We start from the raw sequence: 19,967 nt of genomic DNA on the forward strand, positions 1-19,967 counted from the left end.
AGCGCCCTGCCGCCGGCGATGTGCCGGCTCTGGAGAAGCGAAGTGCGAATGCCGTGGGGACCGTGGGGACCAATCCGGTTCCGGATTCGCTTATTGGAAAAACCTGTCTGCATGTGGCGGAACTGCCTTGCACATACAGAGTGACCGCAGGACATAGAGCAAGCATCGGGCCACCTACGTGCAGCGCAACATCTGCTTACACTTGGAGCACAAATGACGTCGTGCAGAGGGCGGTGGAAACCCACTGTGGCAAAGGATTGGCGGCCAGCAGCAGCGATTGGTGCGACGCCGCAAATCCACTCCATTTCTGTAACGATTTGGTTACGAATCGGAGGCGTGTGACGACAGGCCGGATCATCCCGCCGGTTGTCCACTGAACGTTTTTACAACCTGTTTTAAAACTTACCGAGTGAGCGCCGCATTCGCCACATCATTGGCGGGACCGCAGGCGGATAGATGACCGATGCGCCTCTTCAGGGCTTATGGCGCATGGCAAAGAGGAAGAGGCTGTCGATGGCGCCCACCACGAAGATGAGGCCAGCAGCCGTATGCAGCATCCAGGCCCCGTCGGCGAACGGCAGTTGGATCGAAGTGTGCGGAATCGCCGCCACCACGCCCGCGGCCACCGACATGCGCAGCACCGGCACCCACCATGTGCGCTTGGCGGGCGGATCGTCGCGATGGCGCGGCGCGGGGTCGGGCGTCGAACGGGGCATGCGGCAGGGACGAGAAGTGATGGCCATGCTGCATTGTTGAACACAACCGATCGAAGCGAAACAGAAAACAGCGCCGTGCAATGCCCGCAATTCCGCTGACTGAAACTGGCTAGGCGGGGTGCGCAGCCAAGTGCCCCAGGTTCTGCAGCATGTCGGCCGTCATCTCTGCCACACCGTATTCGGGCTTCCAGCCCCAATCGCGCCGGGCAACCGAGTCGTCGATGGAATTGGGCCAGCTGGCCGCAATCGCCTGGCGGAAATCCGGCGCGTAAGCCACCTCGAACGACGGACGGTGCCGGCGGATCTCCGCAGCCAGCTGCGCCGGCGTAAAGCTCACGCCTGCCAGGTTGTAGCTACCGCGCTCGCTGATGCGTTCGGCGGGCGCCTCCATCAACTCGATCGTGGCGCGCACGGCGTCGGGCATGTACATCATGGGGAGCGCCTCGTCGTGCTCAAGGAAGCACGTATAACGCTCGCCCTTGACGGCCGAGTGGAAGATGTCGATGGCGTAGTCCGTCGTGCCGCCGCCCGGCGCGGTCTTGTACGAGATCAGGCCCGGATAACGCAGGCTGCGCACGTCCACGCCGTGGTGCTCGAAATACCAGCGGCACCAGCCTTCTCCCGCCAGCTTCGAAATGCCGTAGACGGTCCTGGGCTCCATGATCGTGCTCTGCGGCGTGTTGTCCGCAGGGGTGGTGGGCCCGAACGCGGCGATCGAGCTGGGCCAGAAGATCCGCTCAAGCTGATGATTGCGCGCCGCTTCCAGCACGTTCAGCAAGCCATTCATATTGAGCGCCCAGCCCCACGTGGGCGATTGCTCTGCCGCGGCCGACAGCGCCGCCGCCAGGTGATAGATCTGCGTGATGCCGTGGCGCTCGATGATCTCGCGCAGCTGGCCGCGATCGGTCACATCCAGCGTTTCGTGGCGGATCTGCGGGTGGCGGCCCCGGGGCACCATGTCGCTGGTCACCACGTTGCCGTTGCCGTAGCGCTCGGCCAACGCAGCGGCCAGCTCCGTCCCCAATTGCCCGTTGGCGCCGATGATGAGGATGCGCGGCGCCGTTCCAACATTCGCGCTGATACCGGTGCTCATCAGATAATCCCCAGTTCCTTGCCGGCGGTTTCAAACGCCTTGAGCGCCGCATCGAGTTGCACGCGCTCGTGCACTGCGCTGATCTGCACGCGGATGCGCGCCTGCCCCTTGGGCACCACCGGGTAGAAGAAGCCGACCACGTAGACGCCCAACTCGAGCAGGCGTTTGGACAATGCCTGCGCCTTCTGTGCGTCGTACACCATGATCGGCACGATGGGATGGTCGCCCGGCTTGATATCGAAGCCTAGTTCGACGATCTTGCGGCGGAAATACAGCGCGCTGTCTTCCAGCTTGTCGCGCAGCGCGGTGTCGGCTTCCAGCAGATCGAGCACCTTGATGGTGGCCCCGACAATGCACGGCGCCACCGTGTTCGAGAACAGATACGGCCGCGAACGCTGGCGCAGCAGTGCCACCACTTCCTTGCGCGCACTCGTGAAGCCGCCCGATGCACCGCCCAGGCCCTTGCCCAGCGTGCCGGTGATGATGTCGATCTTGCCAAACACGCCGCGGTGTTCGTGCGAGCCGCGCCCCCGCTTGCCGAGAAAGCCCGTGGCATGGCATTCATCAATGCCCAGCAGCGCACCGAATTCATCGCAGATGGCGCGGATCTCATCCAGCCGGGCGATGGTGCCGTCCATCGAGAACACGCCGTCGGTAAACACAAGCTTGAAGCGCGCGCCCGCCGCGTCAGCGGCCTGCAATTGCGAGCGCAGGTCGTCCAGATCGTTGTGCTTGTAGCGATAGCGCTGCGCCTTGCACAGGCGGATGCCATCGATGATGGACGCGTGGTTCAGCTCGTCGCTGATGACCGCGTCTTCAGCGCCGAGCAGCGTTTCGAACAGCCCGCCGTTGGCGTCGAACGCCGAGCCGTAGAGGATCGTGTCTTCGGTGCCGAGAAACTTCGCCAGCCGCGCTTCCAGCGTCTTGTGCAGGTCTTGCGTGCCGCAAATGAAGCGCACCGAGCTGAGGCCAAAGCCGTGCGTGTCGAGCGCCTCGTGCGCCGCCTTGAGCACCTCCGGGTGCGACGACAAGCCGAGGTAGTTGTTGGCGCAGAGGTTGATGACCTCCTTGCCGTCCGCCGTGCGGATCACAGCGCCCTGCGGCGAGGTGATGATGCGCTCGGTCTTGTAGAGACCGGCTTCCTCGATGGCGTCCAGTTCACGGCGGATGTGCGCGTAGAAGGCGTCGGTCGTAGCGCTGGCCTGCGTTGTCCCCATGGTGCTGCTCCTGTAGACTGCGTTGATCGATAAATCGAACATGTTCGATATATCGAATAATTTGTTCAATTTACAAGATACCACCCGATGGCACAAGCCCCCGCCACCGAAGTCCTTGCCAACGGCCCGCCCGCCGTTGGCGCCAAGCTGCAGGCGCTGCGTCAGGCACGCAAGCTGTCGCTCGATGAACTGTCGCGGCGCGCAGGTGTGTCCAAATCCATGCTCTCGCAGGTGGAGCGCAACCTGGCCAACCCGACTGTCGCCGTGCTGTGGCGCCTGGCCACCGCGCTTGGCGTGGGGCTGGCCGATTTTCTGTCGCCCGAAGGCACGGCCGATGCGGCGCCCGCGGTAACGGTCATCCCCGCTCACTCCATCCCAGTCATCAAAAGCCCGGATGGCAAGTGCGAATTGAAGATTCTTGGCCCCGTCGACCTGGCAGCGCGCTTTGAATGGTATGAACTGGCGATCCAGCCCGGCGGCGTGCTGGCGTCAGAGCCGCACGAGCTGGGCTCGAAGGAGCACATCTCGGTGCTGAGCGGCACGGTGACGGTGCAATCCGGCCCGAGCGAGAAGAAGGTGCGGCATGGGGAATCGGCGCGCTATCCGGGGGATGTGCAGCACGCCATCTCAAACGCCGGCAAGACGGTGGCGACGGCGTTGCTGGTGGTGGAATACGCGCAGTAAGCGCTGCAGATCGGCTGCTGCCTAGGCTGCCTGCAGTTCAGGCGCGCGCCACACGCGCGGCAGCAGCACCCCGAGCATCAGCCCGCGCAGCGCCATGAACCCCAGCATCGACAACCACAGCCCGTGGTTGCCCCACAGCGGCTGCAGCGTGACTGACAAGCCCAAGAACGCGGCAGCCGCCACGGCCATCGTCACCAACAGTTCACGCGTGCGCGTCGCGCCGATGAACACCCCGTCAAACTGGAAGCCCCATACCGACACGATCGGCAGCAACGCTGCCCACACCAAATAGTGGCGCGCGGCTTCACGCACGGCGGCCTGATCGGTCAGCACGCCGATGATGCCGGCGCCCGCCAGCGCGTACACGGCGGCAAAGAGCGCCGCGCCCAGCAATGACCAGAACGTCGACACCTGAACCGCCATGCGCAGCGCAGCACGGTCCCGCGCGCCTATGGCGGCGCCCACCAGGGCTTCGGCCGCGTGCGCAAAGCCGTCCAGCCCGTAAGCCATGAAGGTCAGGAAGTTGAGCAGCAGCGCGTTGGCGGCCAGCACGACATCGCCCTGCTTGGCCCCTGCGTGGGCAAACCAGCCGAAGGCAGCCAAAAGGCAAAGCGTGCGCAGGAAAATGTCGGTGTTCAGCCCCATCAGGCGGCGCCAAGCGTTGCGGGCAAGCAGTTCGGCGCGCGTGAGCGGCGGCAGACCAGTGGGCCGTTGCAGCCAGAGCAGCAGCATGCCGAGCCCAAACCCTGCGATATCAGCCAGCGCCGTTGCGGCGCCAATACCGCCGACGCCCATGCGGGCACCCAGCACGAGGGTCAGCACGGCCAACATGTTGACGGTGTTGATGAACACCTGCAGCAGCAACGCCCGCCGCACCTGCTGTCGCCCGAGCAGCGTACCGAGCACCACGTAGTTGGCCAGTGCAAACGGCGCCGACCAGATGCGTGTGTGGCAATACACCTCGGCCATGCGGGTGACGGATTCGCTCGCACCGAGCAGCGCCAGCGTGATCCGGATCGCCGGCACCTGCAGCACCAGCAATACCGCTCCAATGGCAAAGGCCAGTAGCAGCGCGCGCACCACGCTCGCCCGCAACGCCTGTGTGTCGCCCGCGCCGTGTGCCTGCGACACCAGCCCCGTGGTGCCCATGCGCAAGAAGCCAAACCCCCAGAACACGAAGTTGAAGAAGACCCCGTCCAGCGCCACGCCGCCGATGTATTCCGGCCCCGGCAAGTGCCCCGCCACGGCGGTATCCACGGCCGACAGGATCGGCTGCGTCAGATTGGCCAGCACGATGGGAAACGCCAGCGTCAGCACGCGCCGGTGCCACCGCGCGGGTGACGCAGGTGCAACCGAAGGGGCGAAAGAGGACTCCATAGGGAGGAAAAACTGCGAGGAACGATGAAAAAGGCGGTGCAACCGCTCACGATTTCGCTATCATTGCGCCCCATTGCGGGCTCCGGAATCGGGCGGCAAGTGTGGTACCCCGCACAACGTCGCCGATGACTATACGCGAATCCCCCCGGAAGGCAGACACCGTGTTTTGCCTTTCATCGCGGCCGGACAGGTGCGGTTGATGCTACGCGTCACCCAGCACACGCATGTCCTGGGCTGGTGAGACCCACCACATGGGACGGCGGGCGGCGCCCAAACAGCGTCGCCTCGGTAGAACTAAGCGGACTGGTAAGCAAACCGCGGTGCCCTGTCGAACTTCCGACTCGCCGGGGCGGAGACTCCTCTTGGAAAAAAACGTACAACGCAATCTCGGCGCCTGGGCATTGATGTTGACCGGGTTGGGCTCGATCATCGGCTCCGGCTGGCTGTTCGGCGCCGGCCACGCTGCAAAGGTCGCGGGCCCCGCAGCCATCTTTACCTGGATCATCGGCGCCATCGTCATCCTGGCCATTGCCCTGACGTATTCCGAACTGGGCGCAATGTTTCCGGAATCGGGCGGCATGGTGCGCTATGCACGCTACTCGCATGGCTCGCTGGTAGGCTTCGTGGCGGCCTGGGCCAACTGGATCGCCATCGTCACCGTCATCCCCATCGAAGCCGAGGCGTCCATCCAGTACATGAGCAGCTGGCCGTGGCCCTGGGCGCAGTCGCTGTTCCAGCACGGTGAGCTGACGCCGCCTGGGCTAGTGCTGTCGGCAGTGCTCGTCGTCGTGTACTTCCTGCTCAACTACTGGGGCGTGAAGGTATTTGCCAAGGCGAACAACGCCATCACGATCTTCAAGTTCATCATTCCGGCCGCGACGGCGGTGGCGCTGGTTGCCGCGGGCTTCCACCCAGGCAACTTTGGCATGAGCACGGGCGCGAATGTGGCAGGACAGGGCTTTGCGCCGTACGGCTGGTCTGCCGTGCTGACCGCCATTGCCACCAGCGGCATCGTGTTTGCGTTCAACGGTTTCCAGAGCCCGATCAACCTGGCGGGCGAGGCACGCAACCCGGGCCGCAACGTGCCCATCGCGGTGATCGGGTCGATCCTGCTGGCCGCAGTGATTTACGTGGCGCTGCAGGTGGCCTTCCTGGGTGCGGTGCCGCCTGAGGCGCTGGTGGGCGGCTGGCACGGCATTGACTACCACTCGCCGTTCGCACAGTTGGCGATTGCGCTGAACCTGAACTGGCTGGCCATCGTGCTGTATATCGATGCCTTCGTCAGCCCGTCGGGCACCGGCAGCACGTACATGGCCACCACCACGCGCATGATCTACGCGATGGAGCGCAACAACACCATGCCGGCCGTCTTCGGCCGCGTGCATCCGCTGTTTGGCGTGTCGCGTCCGGCCATGTGGTTCAACCTGGCGGTGTCGTTCATCTTCCTGTTTTTCTTCCGCGGCTGGGGCGCGCTGGCTGCTGTCATCTCGGTGGCGACGGTCATCTCGTACCTGACCGGCCCGATCAGCGTGATGTCACTGCGCCGCACTTCGCCGCAGCTGCATCGTCCGCTGCGTCTGCCGGGGCTGTCGCTCATCGCGCCGTTTGCGTTTGTGTGCGCATCGCTCATCCTGTACTGGGCCAAGTGGCCGCTGACCGGAGAGATCATCGTGCTGATGCTGGTGGCCCTGCCCGTGTACTTCTATTACCAGGCCAAGGCCGGCTGGCCCGACTTCAAGACCGAACTCAAGGGCGCGTGGTGGATGATCGCCTACCTGCCGACCATCGCCGCGCTGTCGTACTGCGGCAGCACGGAGTTCGGCGGCCACGGCTACATCCCGTACGGCTGGGACATGGGCATCGTGGCGGTGCTCTCGTTGTTCTTCTACCACTGGGGCGTGGCCAGCGGCTGGCACACGCGCTACCTGGATGAGGTGGACAGCGTGCACGAAGAGCAGACCGAGGTGCGCAGCCGCAAGCGTGCACCGCGCGAAGTCCCGCAAGGCGTCTGACACCGTTGTTGCACGCTGGAGAAAAACGCCCGACCGGTTCTGCCGGCGGGCGTTTTTTCTTGCACTGTTGCGGTGATGCCGCAGCGAGAGCCACGGCCGCTAAAGCTGGGATCGCGTCCTAGTCCGAACCGGCCTTGACGAAATCAATGAACGCCCTGAGCGGAGCCGGCACAAGCCGCCGCCCCGGATAGTAGAGATACGGCCCTGGGAACGGACGCCACCATGCCTCGAGCACTGGCTCGAGCGCCCCGCTGGCCAAATGTGGACGCAGCCAGTCTTCGTAGAGATGCACGACGCCGACGCCGGCAACAGCGGCGTCCACGACAAGATCGATCGCGCCCCCAATACGGACGAGCAGCGGGCCCGATGGGTCAACATTGACCACTTCACCGTCGCGCTCGAACTCCCACGGCGGCATGGCGCCGCTCGCAAATCGCCCACGCAGGCAAGCGTGGTCCAGCGGGTCGCGCGGATGGTTTGGGCGGCCGCGTCGATCGAGATAGCCGGGTGCCGCTGCCGTTGCGAAGCGCTGCGATCGCGGGCCGATCGGAACGGCGATCATGTCCTGTTCGAGCCGCTCGTCATAACGGATGCCTGCGTCGAAACCCGCAGCCAGGATGTCAACAAAGCTCTCTTCCGCCACGACCTCCAGCTGTATCTCGGGATAGGCGTCGAGAAAGCCCGGGATGATGGCGGGCAACACGAGCCGCGCGGCGCTCATCGGCACATTGAGCTTTAGCGTGCCGGCCGGCCTTTCGCGGAAACTGTTGACGACATCGAGCGCGGCTTCCACCTCGCTCAAGGCCGGCCGCAGGCGGCTCAGCAGACGCTGCCCCGCTTCGGTGGGTGAGACGCTGCGCGTGGTGCGGTTCAGCAGGCGCACACCGAGCTGCGTCTCCAGCCGCCGCACCGCCTCGCTGAGCCCGGATGCGCTCGCGCCCATCAGTCTTGCACCTTCGCGGAAGCCCTTGGCCTGCGCCACCGCCGCGAAGGCATTCAGATCACCCAGATCGATTTTCATTGTTCGCCTTTTCGCACAACCCGTGCGGATTATGTCCCCTTATCGCGCACCGCGCTTGCACCTAATCTGCTGTCACCCTTTCTTCTTCGATCTTCGACACAGGAGTGTGACCATGTCTCTCATCGTTCAGTCCGGCACGTTTTCCATCGGCGGCCACCAGGTGCGCCGCCTCGGCTATGGCGCCATGCAGCTCGCCGGCCCCGGCGTCTTCGGCCCACCCAAGGACCGCGACGCCGCGCTGGCCGTATTGCGTGAAGCCGTTGCCTCGGGCATCAACCACATCGACACGAGCGATTTCTACGGCCCGCACATCACGAATCAATTGATCCGCGAAGCGTTGCATCCGTATCGCGACGACCTGCTCATCGTCACCAAGATCGGTGCCCGGCGTGACTCGAAGGGTGCGTGGCTGCCGGCGTTTTCTGCGCAGGCGCTGACCGAAGCGGTGCACGACAACCTGCGCAACCTCGGCGTGGAGGTGCTGGACGTGGTGAACCTGCGAATCATGTTCGACACGCACGGCCCCGCCGAAGGGTCGATCGAGGCGCCCCTCACGGCCCTGGCCGAACTGCAACGGCAGGGGCTGGTGCGGCATATCGGGCTGAGCAACGTCACGGCCAACCAGATCGCAGAAGGACGGCGGATCTGCGAGATCGTCTGCGTGCAGAACCACTACAACCTCGCCCACAGAAACGACGACGCGCTGATCGATGCACTGGCCCGCGACGGCATTGCGTATGTCCCGTACTTCCCGCTGGGTGGGTTCAGCCCGCTGCAGTCGTCCACGCTCAACGATGTCGCGGCGCGGCTGGGTGCAACACCCATGCAGACCGCACTCGCCTGGCTGCTGCACCGGTCGCCGAACATCCTGGTGATCCCGGGCACCTCGTCGGTCGCCCACCTGCGCGAGAACCTGGGCGCAGCGGCGATGACGTTGCCGGAAGACGTGATGCGCGAACTCGACGCCGTCGCACATGCCTCGCACCAGGCGGCGTGATACTGCGCATGACGGCGCCGCGCCATGCCAGCAGCACCCCGTCGATTTGGCTCAGGTGCTGCACTATCATTGCCGACGACCTGACTGCGCGGGACCATCATGGAGCTTCGGCATCTTCGGTATTTCATCGCTGTGGCCGAGCTGCGCAGCGTGCGGGCCGCTTCAGAGCAGTTGCACGTCACGCAGCCGGCCATCTCGCGCCAGATCCAGGACCTTGAAGACGCCATCGGCGCAGCGCTGTTCGAGCGCACGCCACGCGGCCTGAAGCTGACGGCGGCAGGCACTGCATACCTTGATGAAGCGCGCGACATTCTCACGCGCGTCGATGCGGCAAACCGTCTGGCGCGGCGCATTGCAGACGGTGTGCATGGCCAGCTGCGGCTCGGCTTTGTCGAGAACGCCGCGTGGATCGGCATCGTCTCGCAGGCATTCAGCGCCTTCCAGCAGACCGCGCCCGACGTCGCGCTCGAACTCACGCCGATGAATACGCCGGAGCAATTTGAGGCGATTGCAGCGGGCCAGCTCGACGGCGGCTTCTGTTACCGCCTCGGCACGTTGCCGCAGAGCATCGCCGGCGTGCCCGTGCTGGAACAGAACGTCGTGCTGGCGGTGCCGCAGTCGTGGTCTCTTGGCAGCGAGCACGCGGTCCTCGCCAGCGAGCTTGTCGGTACGCCCTTCATCGCGTTTCCGCGCCGCATTTATCCCGCCTACTACGACCGGCTCCTGTCAGCCTGTGCCGAACGCGGGCTCACGCTCGATATCCGGCAGGAAGCATCGACGGAAACCGCCATCCTGTCGCTCGTATCTGCCGGCATGGGTGCGGCCATCGTCAACGCCGCCAATCGCCATCGGCCACCCGCCCGCGTGCGCTTTGTCGAACTGCGCGATCTGTCGGTACCGCTGCCGCTGGAATTCTGTTTCCTTTCGGCGCACACCAACGCGGCACTCCAGCGTTTTATCGCGCAGTTGCAGTAGACCCGGGCGCGTTCCGAGCGCGATGCCTGCAAGGCATCGGCCGCCGCAGAAATCGGCATTGGCCGCGCTTTTTGGCGTCGGCGATAGTGAAGACACCTCGTCTTCACGCTTGCCGCCATGACAACGTCTGCCTCGCTCATCGCCACTGACATCGACTTCGAACGCGTCGGCTTCCAGACCGGGACGCTGCGCCTGCCGTGGTCACATGACCGCTCCGCCTACGGGCATATTCCGATCCCCATTGCGGTGTGCAATGCCGGCGCAGGGACCGGCCCGACTGTGCTGCTGACCGGCGGAAATCATGGAGACGAATACGAAGGCCCCGTCGCCCTGATGAAGCTGCTCCAGCGGCTGCCGTCCATGGCGACGCGCGGCCGACTGATCGTGATCCCGGGGCTGAATTTCCCGGCTTTCCTCAATGGCTCGCGCACGTCCCCCATCGACCGAGGCAACCTGAACCGCATGTTTCCCGGTGTACGCAACGGGCAGCCGACCGAAATGATTGCGCACTATGTCGAGACCGAACTGCTGCCGCGGGCAGATGTCGTGATCGACCTTCATGCGGGCGGCGCATCGTTCGATCACCTGCCAACGCTGCTGGCGTCCCCACCGGCGCACGGTGAACAACGCGCGCTGTACCTGGAACTGGTGCGCGACTTTGGCGCACCGCACACCACGATCATGGATCTGCTTGGCGAAGACCGGACCTTCGCGGCTGCCGCCGAGCGTCACGGCAAGTTGTTCTTCTGCGGAGAGTTTGGCGGCCATGCCGGCTGCGACGCCGACAACCTCGCGATTGTCGAAGCCGGCCTGCAGCGCGTGCTGCATCGGCTTGGCGTGATGCCGGAGCCGGCAGTGCCAGCGCCAAAACAGACGCGCTTTCTGCGCGTGGAAGGCGCGCGCCATTACGTGTACGCAGCGCATGCGGGCGTCTTCGAGCCGACCTTCGCCCTGGGCGACCAAGTCCGCGCCGGTCAACTCGCCGGGCGGCTTTTCGACCCGCACCGCCCCTGGGCAGCCCCCGAGAACATCCCGTTCCGCGGCGACGGCACGGTCATGTGCATGCGTACGTTTGCACGTGTGGAGCCGGGTGACTGCATCGCCCTGCTCGCCTCGGAAGCCCATCTCGACTGAGCGGGCAGCCATTCGGTTGACCTCGCCACATAACAATACGGAGACCACGATGCGTACCCAAACCCTTTCAACGGAGCCGCCCGATGACGTTGCGCCGCTGCCTGTTACCGGCAATGTCGGCCACCCCGTCTACATCGTCCTGCTGTTCTTTGTGTGCTTTGCGTTCTCTTACCTGGACCGGCAGGTCGTCAGCATCCTCGTGCAGCCGATCAAACAGTCGCTTGCGCTGAGCGACACGCAGATCGGTTTGCTGCAAGGCTTCTCTTTCACGATGTGCTATGCGACGGCGGGCGTGTTTGTCGCGCGGCTCGTCGATCGGGCCAATCGCGTCAAGTTGATCGCAGCGTGCATCGCCATCTGGGCGATCTCGACTACCGCGTGCGGATTCGCGACGAACTTTCCGGAGCTGCTCGTGGCGCGTGCCGGCACTGCCATTGCCGAAGCGGCGTTAAGCCCCGCTGCACTGTCGATCTTCAGCGACATCTTTGCGCCGCGCCGGGTCGCGCGTGCAAGCAGCGTCTTCATGCTCGGGCCGTACGTAGGCGGGGGCCTGGCGCTGTTCGGTGGCGGCATGTTGTTGTCTGCGGCGGCGGCGGGCGGCGCAAATGCCTGGCTTGCCGCGCACCACATCGCACCTTGGCAAGCGGTGTTCATTGCGGTGGGCCTGCCCGGACTGGTGCTGGCCGCGCTCGTTGCCCTGACCGTGCGCGAGCCGCAGCGGCGTGAAGTGCTCGCCCACGCGGCGCGCGCCGAAGACGATGTGCCACCGCTCAAAGACGTGCTGAGTGAGCTGTTCGTGCGCAACCGCTTTTGCCTCGCGTACTTTGCAGCGTATGTCGCGCTCATCACGCTGTTCTACTCACACGCGGCGTGGTTTCCGACGCTGTTAATGCGCCGGTTTGATCTTGCACCGAATGTGGTCGGCCAAATGGCAGCACCCGCTTACATGATTGGCGGCATGCTCGGCGTCGCATGCGCCGGCATACTGGCCGCACGCGTCACCGACGAGACGGCATTACGGCGCGTGTTGGGCTTCTCGGCGTGCGCTGCCGCCGTGTTGGTGCCCGCAGCCATTGCGATGCCGCTGGTGGTGCAAAGCGGCGTTGCGGTGCTGCTCTACGGCGTCTGCGCATTTGCCGCCAGCATTGCGATGGGCCTGGCACCCGTGCCGCTGCAGATCGCCATGCCAAATCGCATGCGCGGCCGGTCGCTCGCCTTGCTGGTGTTCATGACCAATGCAATCAGCGGCGGTGTCGGCCCGCTGTCTGTCGGCTACCTGAACGAGCGCATGGGGCAAACTGGCACCAGCCTGGGAATGGCACTTGCAGTGGTGGGCGGTGTGTCTGCGCTGGTCAGCGCGGTGCTTTACACAATTGCGACACGGCGGGTGCCCGCTGCCAACGCCCGATGACTTTTGGAGAACCGTCATGCTGGTGAAATCTGCTTCCCCCGTCCATCACGTTGGCGCGGCAACCATCACACGCGTTGACGAGACCGATTTTGCGCTGCCGCCGGAACGCCTGTTCCCGCTCTGGAACGAAGAAGCGGGCCACGCGCTCGACGAGCGCTTTGCCACCGCGAGCCTTGATCTGACCAACCGCCGCGTGCCACTGAAAACGCATCTGTGGGTGGTGCAGGCCGACGGGCTCACCGTCGTCGTCGATACCGGCATCGGCAACGGCAAATCGCGTCCGTTCAGCGCGTTGTTCGACCGGCTCGACAATCCTGTGCTCGAGCGTTTTGGGGCCGCCGGCTTTCGGCCGGAACAGGTCGATTACGTCCTGCTGACGCACCTGCACGTGGACCATGTCGGCTGGAACACGCATTGGCAGAACGGGCGGTGGACGCCGGTCTTTCCCAACGCGACGTATGTGTTCGGACAGCGCGAGCGGGACTTCTTCGCGATGCCTGAAGGCGAACCGCGGCGCATGGTCTTCGAAGACAGCGTGCTGCCGCTGATTGAAGCGGGGCAGGCCCGCGCAGTGAGCAACGCGGGGGAAGAGATCGTTGACGACATTCGCTTCGTGCCCACGTTTGGGCACAGCTTCGGCCATATGGCGATCGAGATGCGCTCACGCGGCGAAACGGCGCTGTTCTCTGGCGACGTCATGCACAGCGCGATCCAGGTGCACCAGCCGGAATGGAACTCGGTGTTCTGCCTGGATCAGGCGCAGGCGCGTGATTCGCGGCGCTGGCTGTTGGACCGGGCGGCCGAAACGGATGCAATCGTCTTCGCCGCCCATTTTCCGGAAACATCGGCGGGCAAGGTGCAGCGTTCAAGAAACGGTTTCGAATGGAGCTACGCGCAGGCGCAGGTGTAGCACTGGCAGCCGCACGCCACAGGCCGGCGGCATGCTATGTGGATTGTGCAAACGACTGACGGGCCCCTCTGTCATCACGGAAACGCGATGGAACCCGCCCCGCCGTCTGCAGCGGCGCCACTATGCCGCCTTCATCAGTCCCTCCATCGCCTCACGCACATAGGCAATCAGGTCCGGCCCCATCCACGGGCTGGCGGAAAGCTCCGGCTCCCGCTCCATCGCCAGGCGCACCTTGGCCTGCGTCTGCGGATCGTTCCCTGCATACGAGCGGAACAACGCGATCCAATGCCGCGCAAGCTCCTGCATGGCAGGTGCATGCGCCGGCGTGCCCTTGGCCAGATGCTGCCGCACCTCGGCAATGAGGGTCGGCCACTCATTGGCACGCTTGCCGAAGTTCTCACGCATGAACTGCAACTCTTGCGCCGACAGATACTTCGCGTAGATCGCCAGCTTGGTCTCGTTGGCCGCCTCCATGATGAAGTCGAGCATCGCCAGGCTGATACCGGTGCGCGCCTGCAACGCCGGCTCGTTGATGTGCATCGTGTGCAGCTTGGCCGTGAGGATTGGGTCCAGCGCCGCATCCTGCGCGAGCAGCGCCATCCATTGTTTGGCGAGCGCCTGCGCCTCGCTGCTGCGTGAGGCCACCTGGCGCTTCATCGCATCCTGCACGGTCGACACCAGCGCCGCCCACCGCTCATGACGGGCCATATCGGCGTCCATGCGTTCGGCGCGGGCACGTTCTTCCTGCGAAAGATATTTGTCGTACATGGTCATCCATTCCAAGGTCGTGAGCCACTCGGTCAATTCGGGCTCCTCCTCGCGCACGAGCTGGCCGTGCAGGCGCAACAGCCGATCGCGCAGCACGCTGGCTTGCGTGATCTGCTGATCGAGCATCGCGATCTGCCGTTCCACGATCGTGGTGAAGGGGATGTCCGGATTGGCCAGAAAAGCCCCGACATCGGCCAGCGACATGCCGAAGCGCCGCAACGCCTGGATCTGGAGCAGGCGCGCGACGTCAGCCTTGTCGTACAGCCGGTAACCGCTGTCGGAGCGGGCCGAAGGCGTGAGCAGGCCGATGGTGTCGTAGTGATGCAGCATGCGCACCGAGAGGCCGCAGCGTTTGGCGAGATCGCCCACTTTCAACAACATGGTGGCTCCTGTCTTCTGGCTTGGACACAGGCTAGGACCTCACACAATGTGAGGGTCAAGCCCGGTGTGGATGGATCGCAATGGACAGTGCCCCGTGAAGACGCAGGCGCTTCCGGCATTCTGAACCGGGCCCCTCTGTGGTGGGGACCATGTCCCGCGAACCCGCGCCGCTGCGTGCGTCACAAAAAGTTCATTCAACTCTGTGTTCAGCGGGTCGTTTAGCAGAATGTCCGATCTAGCGTCTGCTGCCAACGTCATGACTTTCTCACCGACTCCCTTGCCCGCGGGCATTGCGCCCGAGATGCTGCGCACGGTGTTTCAACCGATCTTCCGCCTGTCGACCACCGAGGTGCTCGGCTACGAAGCACTGCTGCGCGGGCCGGCAGGCTCCGCCATGGAGTCGCCCGCTGCGCTGTTTGCCGCGGCATCGGACACCGCGGGCACGATTGCGCTGGAGACGACCGCCGCGCGTCTGGCCATCGCCAATTTCTCGGCCATGCGTCTGCCGGGCAAGCTGTTCCTGAACTTCAGTGCGCAAGGCGTGCGGCAGTTGCTGCAAGACCATGCGCGCCTGCTACACGCTATTGCCGATCACGATCTGCATCCGTCGCGGATCGTCATCGAACTGACCGAGCAGACGCCCATTGATGATCTGGCCAGCTTTGCCGAGGCGCTGTCGGTGGGACGCGATTTTGGCCTGCAGTGCGCGCTGGACGATTTCGGCACCGGCAATGCCAATCTGAACCTGCTGATCGAACTCACGCCCGACTTCATCAAGCTCGACAAATATTTCCTGCGTGACATTGCCAAGCATCCAGCCAAGCTGGACATCGCGCGCACGCTGCAGCAGACGCTCAAGGGCGGCGCCACCAGCATCATTGCCGAAGGGCTGGAAACCGAGGACGAACTGGGCGTGGTGCGCGACCTGGGCATCCGCTTCGGACAGGGTTTCTTCCTTGCACGCCCCCAGGACAAGCCCACGAGCGACATGTCGAGCCAGGCGGCGCGCGTGCTGCAGTCTTCGCAGATTGCGGTGTTTCCGCAGGCCGTGCGCGTTGGCTGGCGCGCCATCACGGCCAGCAAGCTCTTGCGAATGGCACCCACCCTGCCCCTGCGCAGCAGCAACGACGACGTGCTGCACCTGTTCAACCGCCACCCCGATCTGCACACCGTGGCGCTGCTCGATGAAGACAAACGCCCGCTCGCGCTTATCGCGCGCCGTGCATTCATCGACCGCTATGCGATGCCGTACCACCGCGAGCTGTACGGCAAGAAGCCGGCGCTGGCATTTGCCAACCGGCAGCCGGTTCTGGTGGAAAAATCCGCATCGCTGGAAGACATGTCGGCGCTGCTGATGAGCGAAGACCAGCGCTACCTGACCGACGGCTTCATCATCACCGAGCATGGCCGCTACCTGGGCCTGGGCACCGGCGAAGAACTGGTGCGCACCGTGACCGAAATCCGCATCGAGGCCGCGCGCTACGCCAACCCGCTTACGTTCCTGCCGGGCAATATTCCGTTGAACCTGCATATTGAACGTTTGCTGGAAGCGCGGGCGGAGTTCTATGCCTGCTATGTGGATCTGAACCACTTCAAACCCTTCAACGACCAGTACGGCTATTGGCAGGGCGACGAGATGCTGAAGATGGCCGCCGCCGTGCTGGCCAACGCATGCGAACCCACGCGGGATTTTCTCGGCCACGTGGGCGGGGACGATTTCCTGATCCTGTTCCAGAGCGCCGACTGGCAGGCGCGCATCACGCAGGCCATGGCGGCATTCAACACCAACGCGCTCGCCATGTACACGCCGGCTGACCGCGCCGCGGGCGGCATGCATGCAGAAGACCGCAAGGGGCTGCCGGCGTTCTTCCGCTTCGTGACCATGGCGGTGGGCGCGCTGCACGTGCTGCCCGGCGCCGCACATAACAGCGACGACATCGGCACCGCCGCCGCCCTCGCCAAGCGGCGCGCCAAGCAAAGCGACAGCGGTTTCCATCTGGAAGCCATGCGCCCCACGCAACCCGTGCGGGCCATGGGCTGACACATCTCGGACAACGCTACAGCGTCGCTGGAATCAGCCCGAGTAGCGCGGCCTTCACCACGGCATGCGTCTTGTTGGCGGCATTGAGCTTGGTGACGGCATTGCGGATGTGGAAGTTCACGTTGCGCTCGGTCATCTCCAGGATGGCCGCAACTTCCGCCGCCGTCTTGCCTTCGGCCGTCCAGTGCAGCGTCTGGCGTTCAACCTCTTTCAGGCGCGTGGCGGCATCGGGCAAGACCTTCTCGGCCATGAGCGTGCCGATGCTGGCGTGTGCGCGCTGGCTCAGCCAGATCATTTCGGGCTCGCTGGCGGCCAGTTCGTCTTCGGTGATGGGCGTGGCGCGGCGCACCAGGCTGAAGGTGCCGAAGATGCCGGTGTGGTCGCGAATGGTGTGTGACCACCCGTGGTTAAGCCCGTGCTGGCGCGCGTCCGCCCAGAACGGCGCGTCTGCCGTGGCGATGCCGGACCACAGCACGGGCTTGACGCAGCGCTGCCCAAACTGCAACACCGGGTCGATGGCCAAATAGCGGTTCACACGGTAGTGCTCGCGCCAGGGCTCCGGGTAAGTGCTCCAGCAGAGGGTGTTGAAGCGCGTGATCGGAATCGCTGCACGCAGGGCATAGGCGCAATAGTCGAAACCGAGTAGTGCCACCGCCGGTTGCAGACAGCGGATGACTGCATCGGCATCGCGCAGGCCGTTCAACTGATGCAGCAATGCTGCACGCCAGGCTGTTGCGCGGTCATGCGGCAATTGATCGTGAGCGCCCATCCCATCGGCCTCCAGAACACACACTGAATCGCCATGCGCATCCCGCTAACCGGCCTTCCTCATTTCAAACGGACGGAAAGCGTGATCGGCCTTGTGTTTTGCTGAGCGCAATCGCTGGCGTTTTTAAACTATACATAATCCGAAACGAATTGCGCGCCGTGCATAACCGATGCAATTAGTAGAATTTCTCGAATATTGGAATAGCGCAATACAGAGATAAATACATGGATAGCCAAACGGCTTTGCGCAAAAACACGCCCATTATTTGAATCTGACTTTTAGCCGCGGCATGCCCACATTCCCCCACCACTGTTTGCGCGGGTGTGTTTCTTACAAGCTACCGGTAGGCGAAATTCGTATCATCGGCTTCCATCATTGCCAGCCCCCTGGCACCCCAGGTGCGCCTCTGGGCGCGTTGGCGCATCGCGCTGTCGAAAACGCCGCAAAGCGTGCGCCAGCGCCACATTGGGGTGGTGCGATAACGCGACACCCAGCAAGGAGCGCACCCCTCTTCCGCGACAAAACGCCGCAGTAAAAATAACAATCTCGACGTCGTACGTGCAGGTTAATCAACGTTCGGGAAAATTGACGTGTCAGATTTACACACACGTGTGGCGATTTGCTCCCACAGCGGAGAATTAAGGCAAGAACGGCTTTCTTATTGGGGTTTCGCTCTGTCAGCGAAACCCTTACAGTCTGGTCCGCGACTCGCCCTCTCGATGTAGTCGAGACCCCGACAAAAACACGACGGTACGAAGCAACAGGGTTTTTGGCGCGTCTTCATCCTCGTCACTTCCCCGGTTTGTGGCGCTTTTTCAAATCCGGATTGCCCGGAATTGGCGGAGCTTTGCCCAAATCCAGAAATGTGGCGCGGACTTAATGCGGCGGTTGCCCGCTCCACTCACCCACTTGTTTAGGAAGTTCCGTTTCATGCGCTCCACTCTGATTTCACTTGGTCTTGTCGCCAGCGCCGCTCTCGGCCTGTTCTCTGCCGGCGCCCAGGCCAACTGCGTTGCCAATCCGCCCACGCAATCCAACACGACCTTCCCCGCCAGCCTGACCGGCAAGCTCGCGTATCACAGCTACGTCAGCTACGGCGACGGCACCAGCCAGATCTTCATCTACGACTTTTCGGCCCGCACGCTGCAACAGGTGTCGAAGGCGGCCTGGGGCATCCAGGACCCGATGAATGCCGTGTTCAGCCCTGACGGCAAGTGGATCGCCTTCATGGGCATCACCAATAACGCGTGGAATGTGTTCTTCTGGCAAGTCGGCTCGACTAGCATGCCGATCAACCTCACCAATAGCACCGGCCAGACGCGCAATGAAGACCCGAAGTTCAGCACCGATGGAAAATCGCTGTTCTTCAAGCAGAACGGCGATGTGATGCAAGCCGCGCTGTCGTACACCAGCTCGGGCCCGGTCTTCACCTCGACTGTGAACCTGACGCGCACGGCACCGACGCTGGAAAACTCGATGCCGTTTGCAACGCCGGACGGCACGGCCATCTACTACACCACCGGGACGGGCTCGGACATGGGGCTGTACAAGCAGACCGTGGGCAGCACCGCCAAGGTGGCGTTCGACACGCCCGCCGGCCTGGCGACGTACTACCCGATCGTGCGCGGCGACGGCACCGTCTTCTACGCCCGCTGGCTCGACGCCACCAGCCAGGCTGACCAGATCTACACCAAGGTCAACCCGAGCGACACGCCAAACCAGCTCACGCTCAACGATTGCAACAGCAACAACTCCGACCCATCGCCCGTGAACAACACGAACTACGTGTTCTTCTCGTCGACCAGCGCCGGTGGCTATCAGCTCTACCTGGGCGATGCGAGCACCGGTCAGCGCTGGAGCCTGTCGCAGTTTGGTGTGAACTCGGACACGACCAAGGCGAAGCTCGGTTCGAACTACTACGCTGGCACGCCGACGGTCGCCGCGCAGGCGGTGACGCTGCTCTCGCAGGGCAAGCCGGCCAGGGCGTCGTCCAGCTACAGCGCCAGCCTCGGCCCGGCCTACGCGTTCGACGGCGACACGACCAACACGCGCTGGGATTCGGTGGAAGGCGTTGCCGGCGCACAATGGCTGATGGTCGATCTGGGTTCGACCCGCACCATCACCGGTGTCGACCTGTACTGGGACGCGGGCGCCAAGGTGTACTACATCCAGACCTCGAACGACGGCTTGACCTGGACGAACATCTACTCGACCTCGAGCGGCGCTTCGTGGGGTCACACAGCGCTGGCCAACCTCAAGGGCAGCGGTCGCTATGTGCGCATGTACGGCACGCAGCGCGCCACGCAGTGGGGTTACTCGCTGGATGAAATGCAGGTGTGGGGCTACTAAGCCGCGGTATCCGCATCAGCATCGTCTGACATGACAAACGCCCCGGTGGCTTCGGCCATCGGGGCGTTTGTCATTGGTCATGGGGTCGATGAGCGACCCGCATTGGGACCTA

At 63.9% G+C, this 19,967-nt stretch carries 16 protein-coding genes; 9 read left to right on the forward strand and 7 right to left on the reverse strand.

What is annotated here, in order from left to right; genetic code table 11:
* Nucleotides 1-473 precede the first annotated feature (473 nt).
* The 3 genes from ACUXH0_RS01170 to kbl form a co-directional block, all read right to left on the reverse strand.
* Entirely contained in the window at nt 474-716 is a 243-nt protein-coding gene (locus ACUXH0_RS01170) for a hypothetical protein (protein ID WP_009240075.1), read from the reverse strand.
* 109 nt (nt 717-825) lie between these two features.
* On the reverse strand, nt 826-1,809 hold the full coding sequence (locus ACUXH0_RS01175; RefSeq protein WP_024542351.1) for an NAD-dependent epimerase/dehydratase family protein: 984 nt from the start codon (nt 1,807-1,809) through the stop codon (nt 826-828).
* Entirely contained in the window at nt 1,809-3,026 is a 1,218-nt protein-coding gene (gene kbl, locus ACUXH0_RS01180) for a glycine C-acetyltransferase (RefSeq protein WP_024542350.1), read from the reverse strand. The genes ACUXH0_RS01175 and kbl overlap by 1 nt, the downstream gene beginning before the upstream one ends.
* A gap of 87 nt (nt 3,027-3,113) precedes the next feature.
* Between kbl and ACUXH0_RS01185 the strand changes: the two genes are divergently transcribed.
* Complete coding sequence (locus ACUXH0_RS01185; RefSeq protein ID WP_024542349.1) at nt 3,114-3,710, forward strand: helix-turn-helix domain-containing protein; 597 nt, start codon at nt 3,114-3,116, stop codon at nt 3,708-3,710.
* 21 nt (nt 3,711-3,731) lie between these two features.
* Here the strand turns inward: ACUXH0_RS01185 and ACUXH0_RS01190 are convergent, their stop codons facing one another.
* Entirely contained in the window at nt 3,732-5,087 is a 1,356-nt protein-coding gene (locus ACUXH0_RS01190) for an MATE family efflux transporter (RefSeq protein WP_182593592.1), read from the reverse strand.
* Between the two features lie 362 nt (nt 5,088-5,449).
* Here ACUXH0_RS01190 and ACUXH0_RS01195 point away from each other — a divergent pair, with 362 nt between their 5' ends.
* Nucleotides 5,450-7,099 (forward strand): APC family permease, encoded by a 1,650-nt coding sequence (locus tag ACUXH0_RS01195; RefSeq protein WP_182593591.1) that lies wholly within the window; start codon nt 5,450-5,452, stop codon nt 7,097-7,099.
* Nucleotides 7,100-7,217: 118 nt separating this feature from the next.
* Here the strand turns inward: ACUXH0_RS01195 and ACUXH0_RS01200 are convergent, their stop codons facing one another.
* On the reverse strand, nt 7,218-8,120 hold the full coding sequence (locus ACUXH0_RS01200; RefSeq protein WP_182593590.1) for a LysR family transcriptional regulator: 903 nt from the start codon (nt 8,118-8,120) through the stop codon (nt 7,218-7,220).
* Between the two features lie 112 nt (nt 8,121-8,232).
* Between ACUXH0_RS01200 and ACUXH0_RS01205 the strand changes: the two genes are divergently transcribed.
* The 5 genes from ACUXH0_RS01205 to ACUXH0_RS01225 all read left to right on the forward strand — a co-directional run bounded on the left by ACUXH0_RS01205 (nt 8,233) and on the right by ACUXH0_RS01225 (nt 13,547).
* Nucleotides 8,233-9,117 carry an aldo/keto reductase family oxidoreductase gene (locus ACUXH0_RS01205; RefSeq protein WP_024542346.1) on the forward strand — a complete coding sequence of 295 codons (885 nt, stop codon included), beginning with the start codon at nt 8,233-8,235 and terminating at the stop codon, nt 9,115-9,117.
* Between the two features lie 99 nt (nt 9,118-9,216).
* The gene (locus ACUXH0_RS01210; RefSeq protein WP_024542345.1) at nt 9,217-10,092 is read left to right on the forward strand and encodes a LysR family transcriptional regulator; all 876 of its coding nucleotides are present in this window, start codon (nt 9,217-9,219) and stop codon (nt 10,090-10,092) included.
* Nucleotides 10,093-10,209: 117 nt separating this feature from the next.
* A complete protein-coding gene (locus tag ACUXH0_RS01215; protein ID WP_024542344.1) occupies nt 10,210-11,226 on the forward strand; it encodes a succinylglutamate desuccinylase/aspartoacylase family protein in 1,017 nt (338 codons plus the stop codon).
* 49 nt (nt 11,227-11,275) lie between these two features.
* A complete protein-coding gene (locus ACUXH0_RS01220) occupies nt 11,276-12,637 on the forward strand; it encodes an MFS transporter (RefSeq protein WP_024542343.1) in 1,362 nt (453 codons plus the stop codon).
* 16 nt (nt 12,638-12,653) lie between these two features.
* Entirely contained in the window at nt 12,654-13,547 is an 894-nt protein-coding gene (locus ACUXH0_RS01225; RefSeq protein WP_027693601.1) for an MBL fold metallo-hydrolase, read from the forward strand.
* A 120-nt stretch (nt 13,548-13,667) separates the two neighbouring features.
* Here the strand turns inward: ACUXH0_RS01225 and ACUXH0_RS01230 are convergent, their stop codons facing one another.
* Nucleotides 13,668-14,696, reverse strand: coding sequence for a MerR family transcriptional regulator (locus tag ACUXH0_RS01230; RefSeq protein WP_024542341.1), 1,029 nt, complete (start codon nt 14,694-14,696; stop codon nt 13,668-13,670).
* A 256-nt stretch (nt 14,697-14,952) separates the two neighbouring features.
* Here ACUXH0_RS01230 and ACUXH0_RS01235 point away from each other — a divergent pair, with 256 nt between their 5' ends.
* On the forward strand, nt 14,953-16,737 hold the full coding sequence (locus ACUXH0_RS01235) for a phosphodiesterase (protein WP_024542340.1): 1,785 nt from the start codon (nt 14,953-14,955) through the stop codon (nt 16,735-16,737).
* 16 nt (nt 16,738-16,753) lie between these two features.
* On the opposite strand, the gene ACUXH0_RS01240 is transcribed toward ACUXH0_RS01235, so the two are convergent.
* A complete protein-coding gene (locus ACUXH0_RS01240; RefSeq protein ID WP_182593589.1) occupies nt 16,754-17,506 on the reverse strand; it encodes an autoinducer binding domain-containing protein in 753 nt (250 codons plus the stop codon).
* A gap of 930 nt (nt 17,507-18,436) precedes the next feature.
* On the opposite strand from ACUXH0_RS01240, the gene ACUXH0_RS01245 reads away from it, so the two are divergent.
* Nucleotides 18,437-19,855 (forward strand): discoidin domain-containing protein, encoded by a 1,419-nt coding sequence (locus ACUXH0_RS01245; protein WP_024542338.1) that lies wholly within the window; start codon nt 18,437-18,439, stop codon nt 19,853-19,855.
* The last annotated feature ends 112 nt before the right edge of the window (nt 19,856-19,967 follow it).

It is taken from the genome of Ralstonia sp. 110700041-2, from assembly GCF_056280165.1.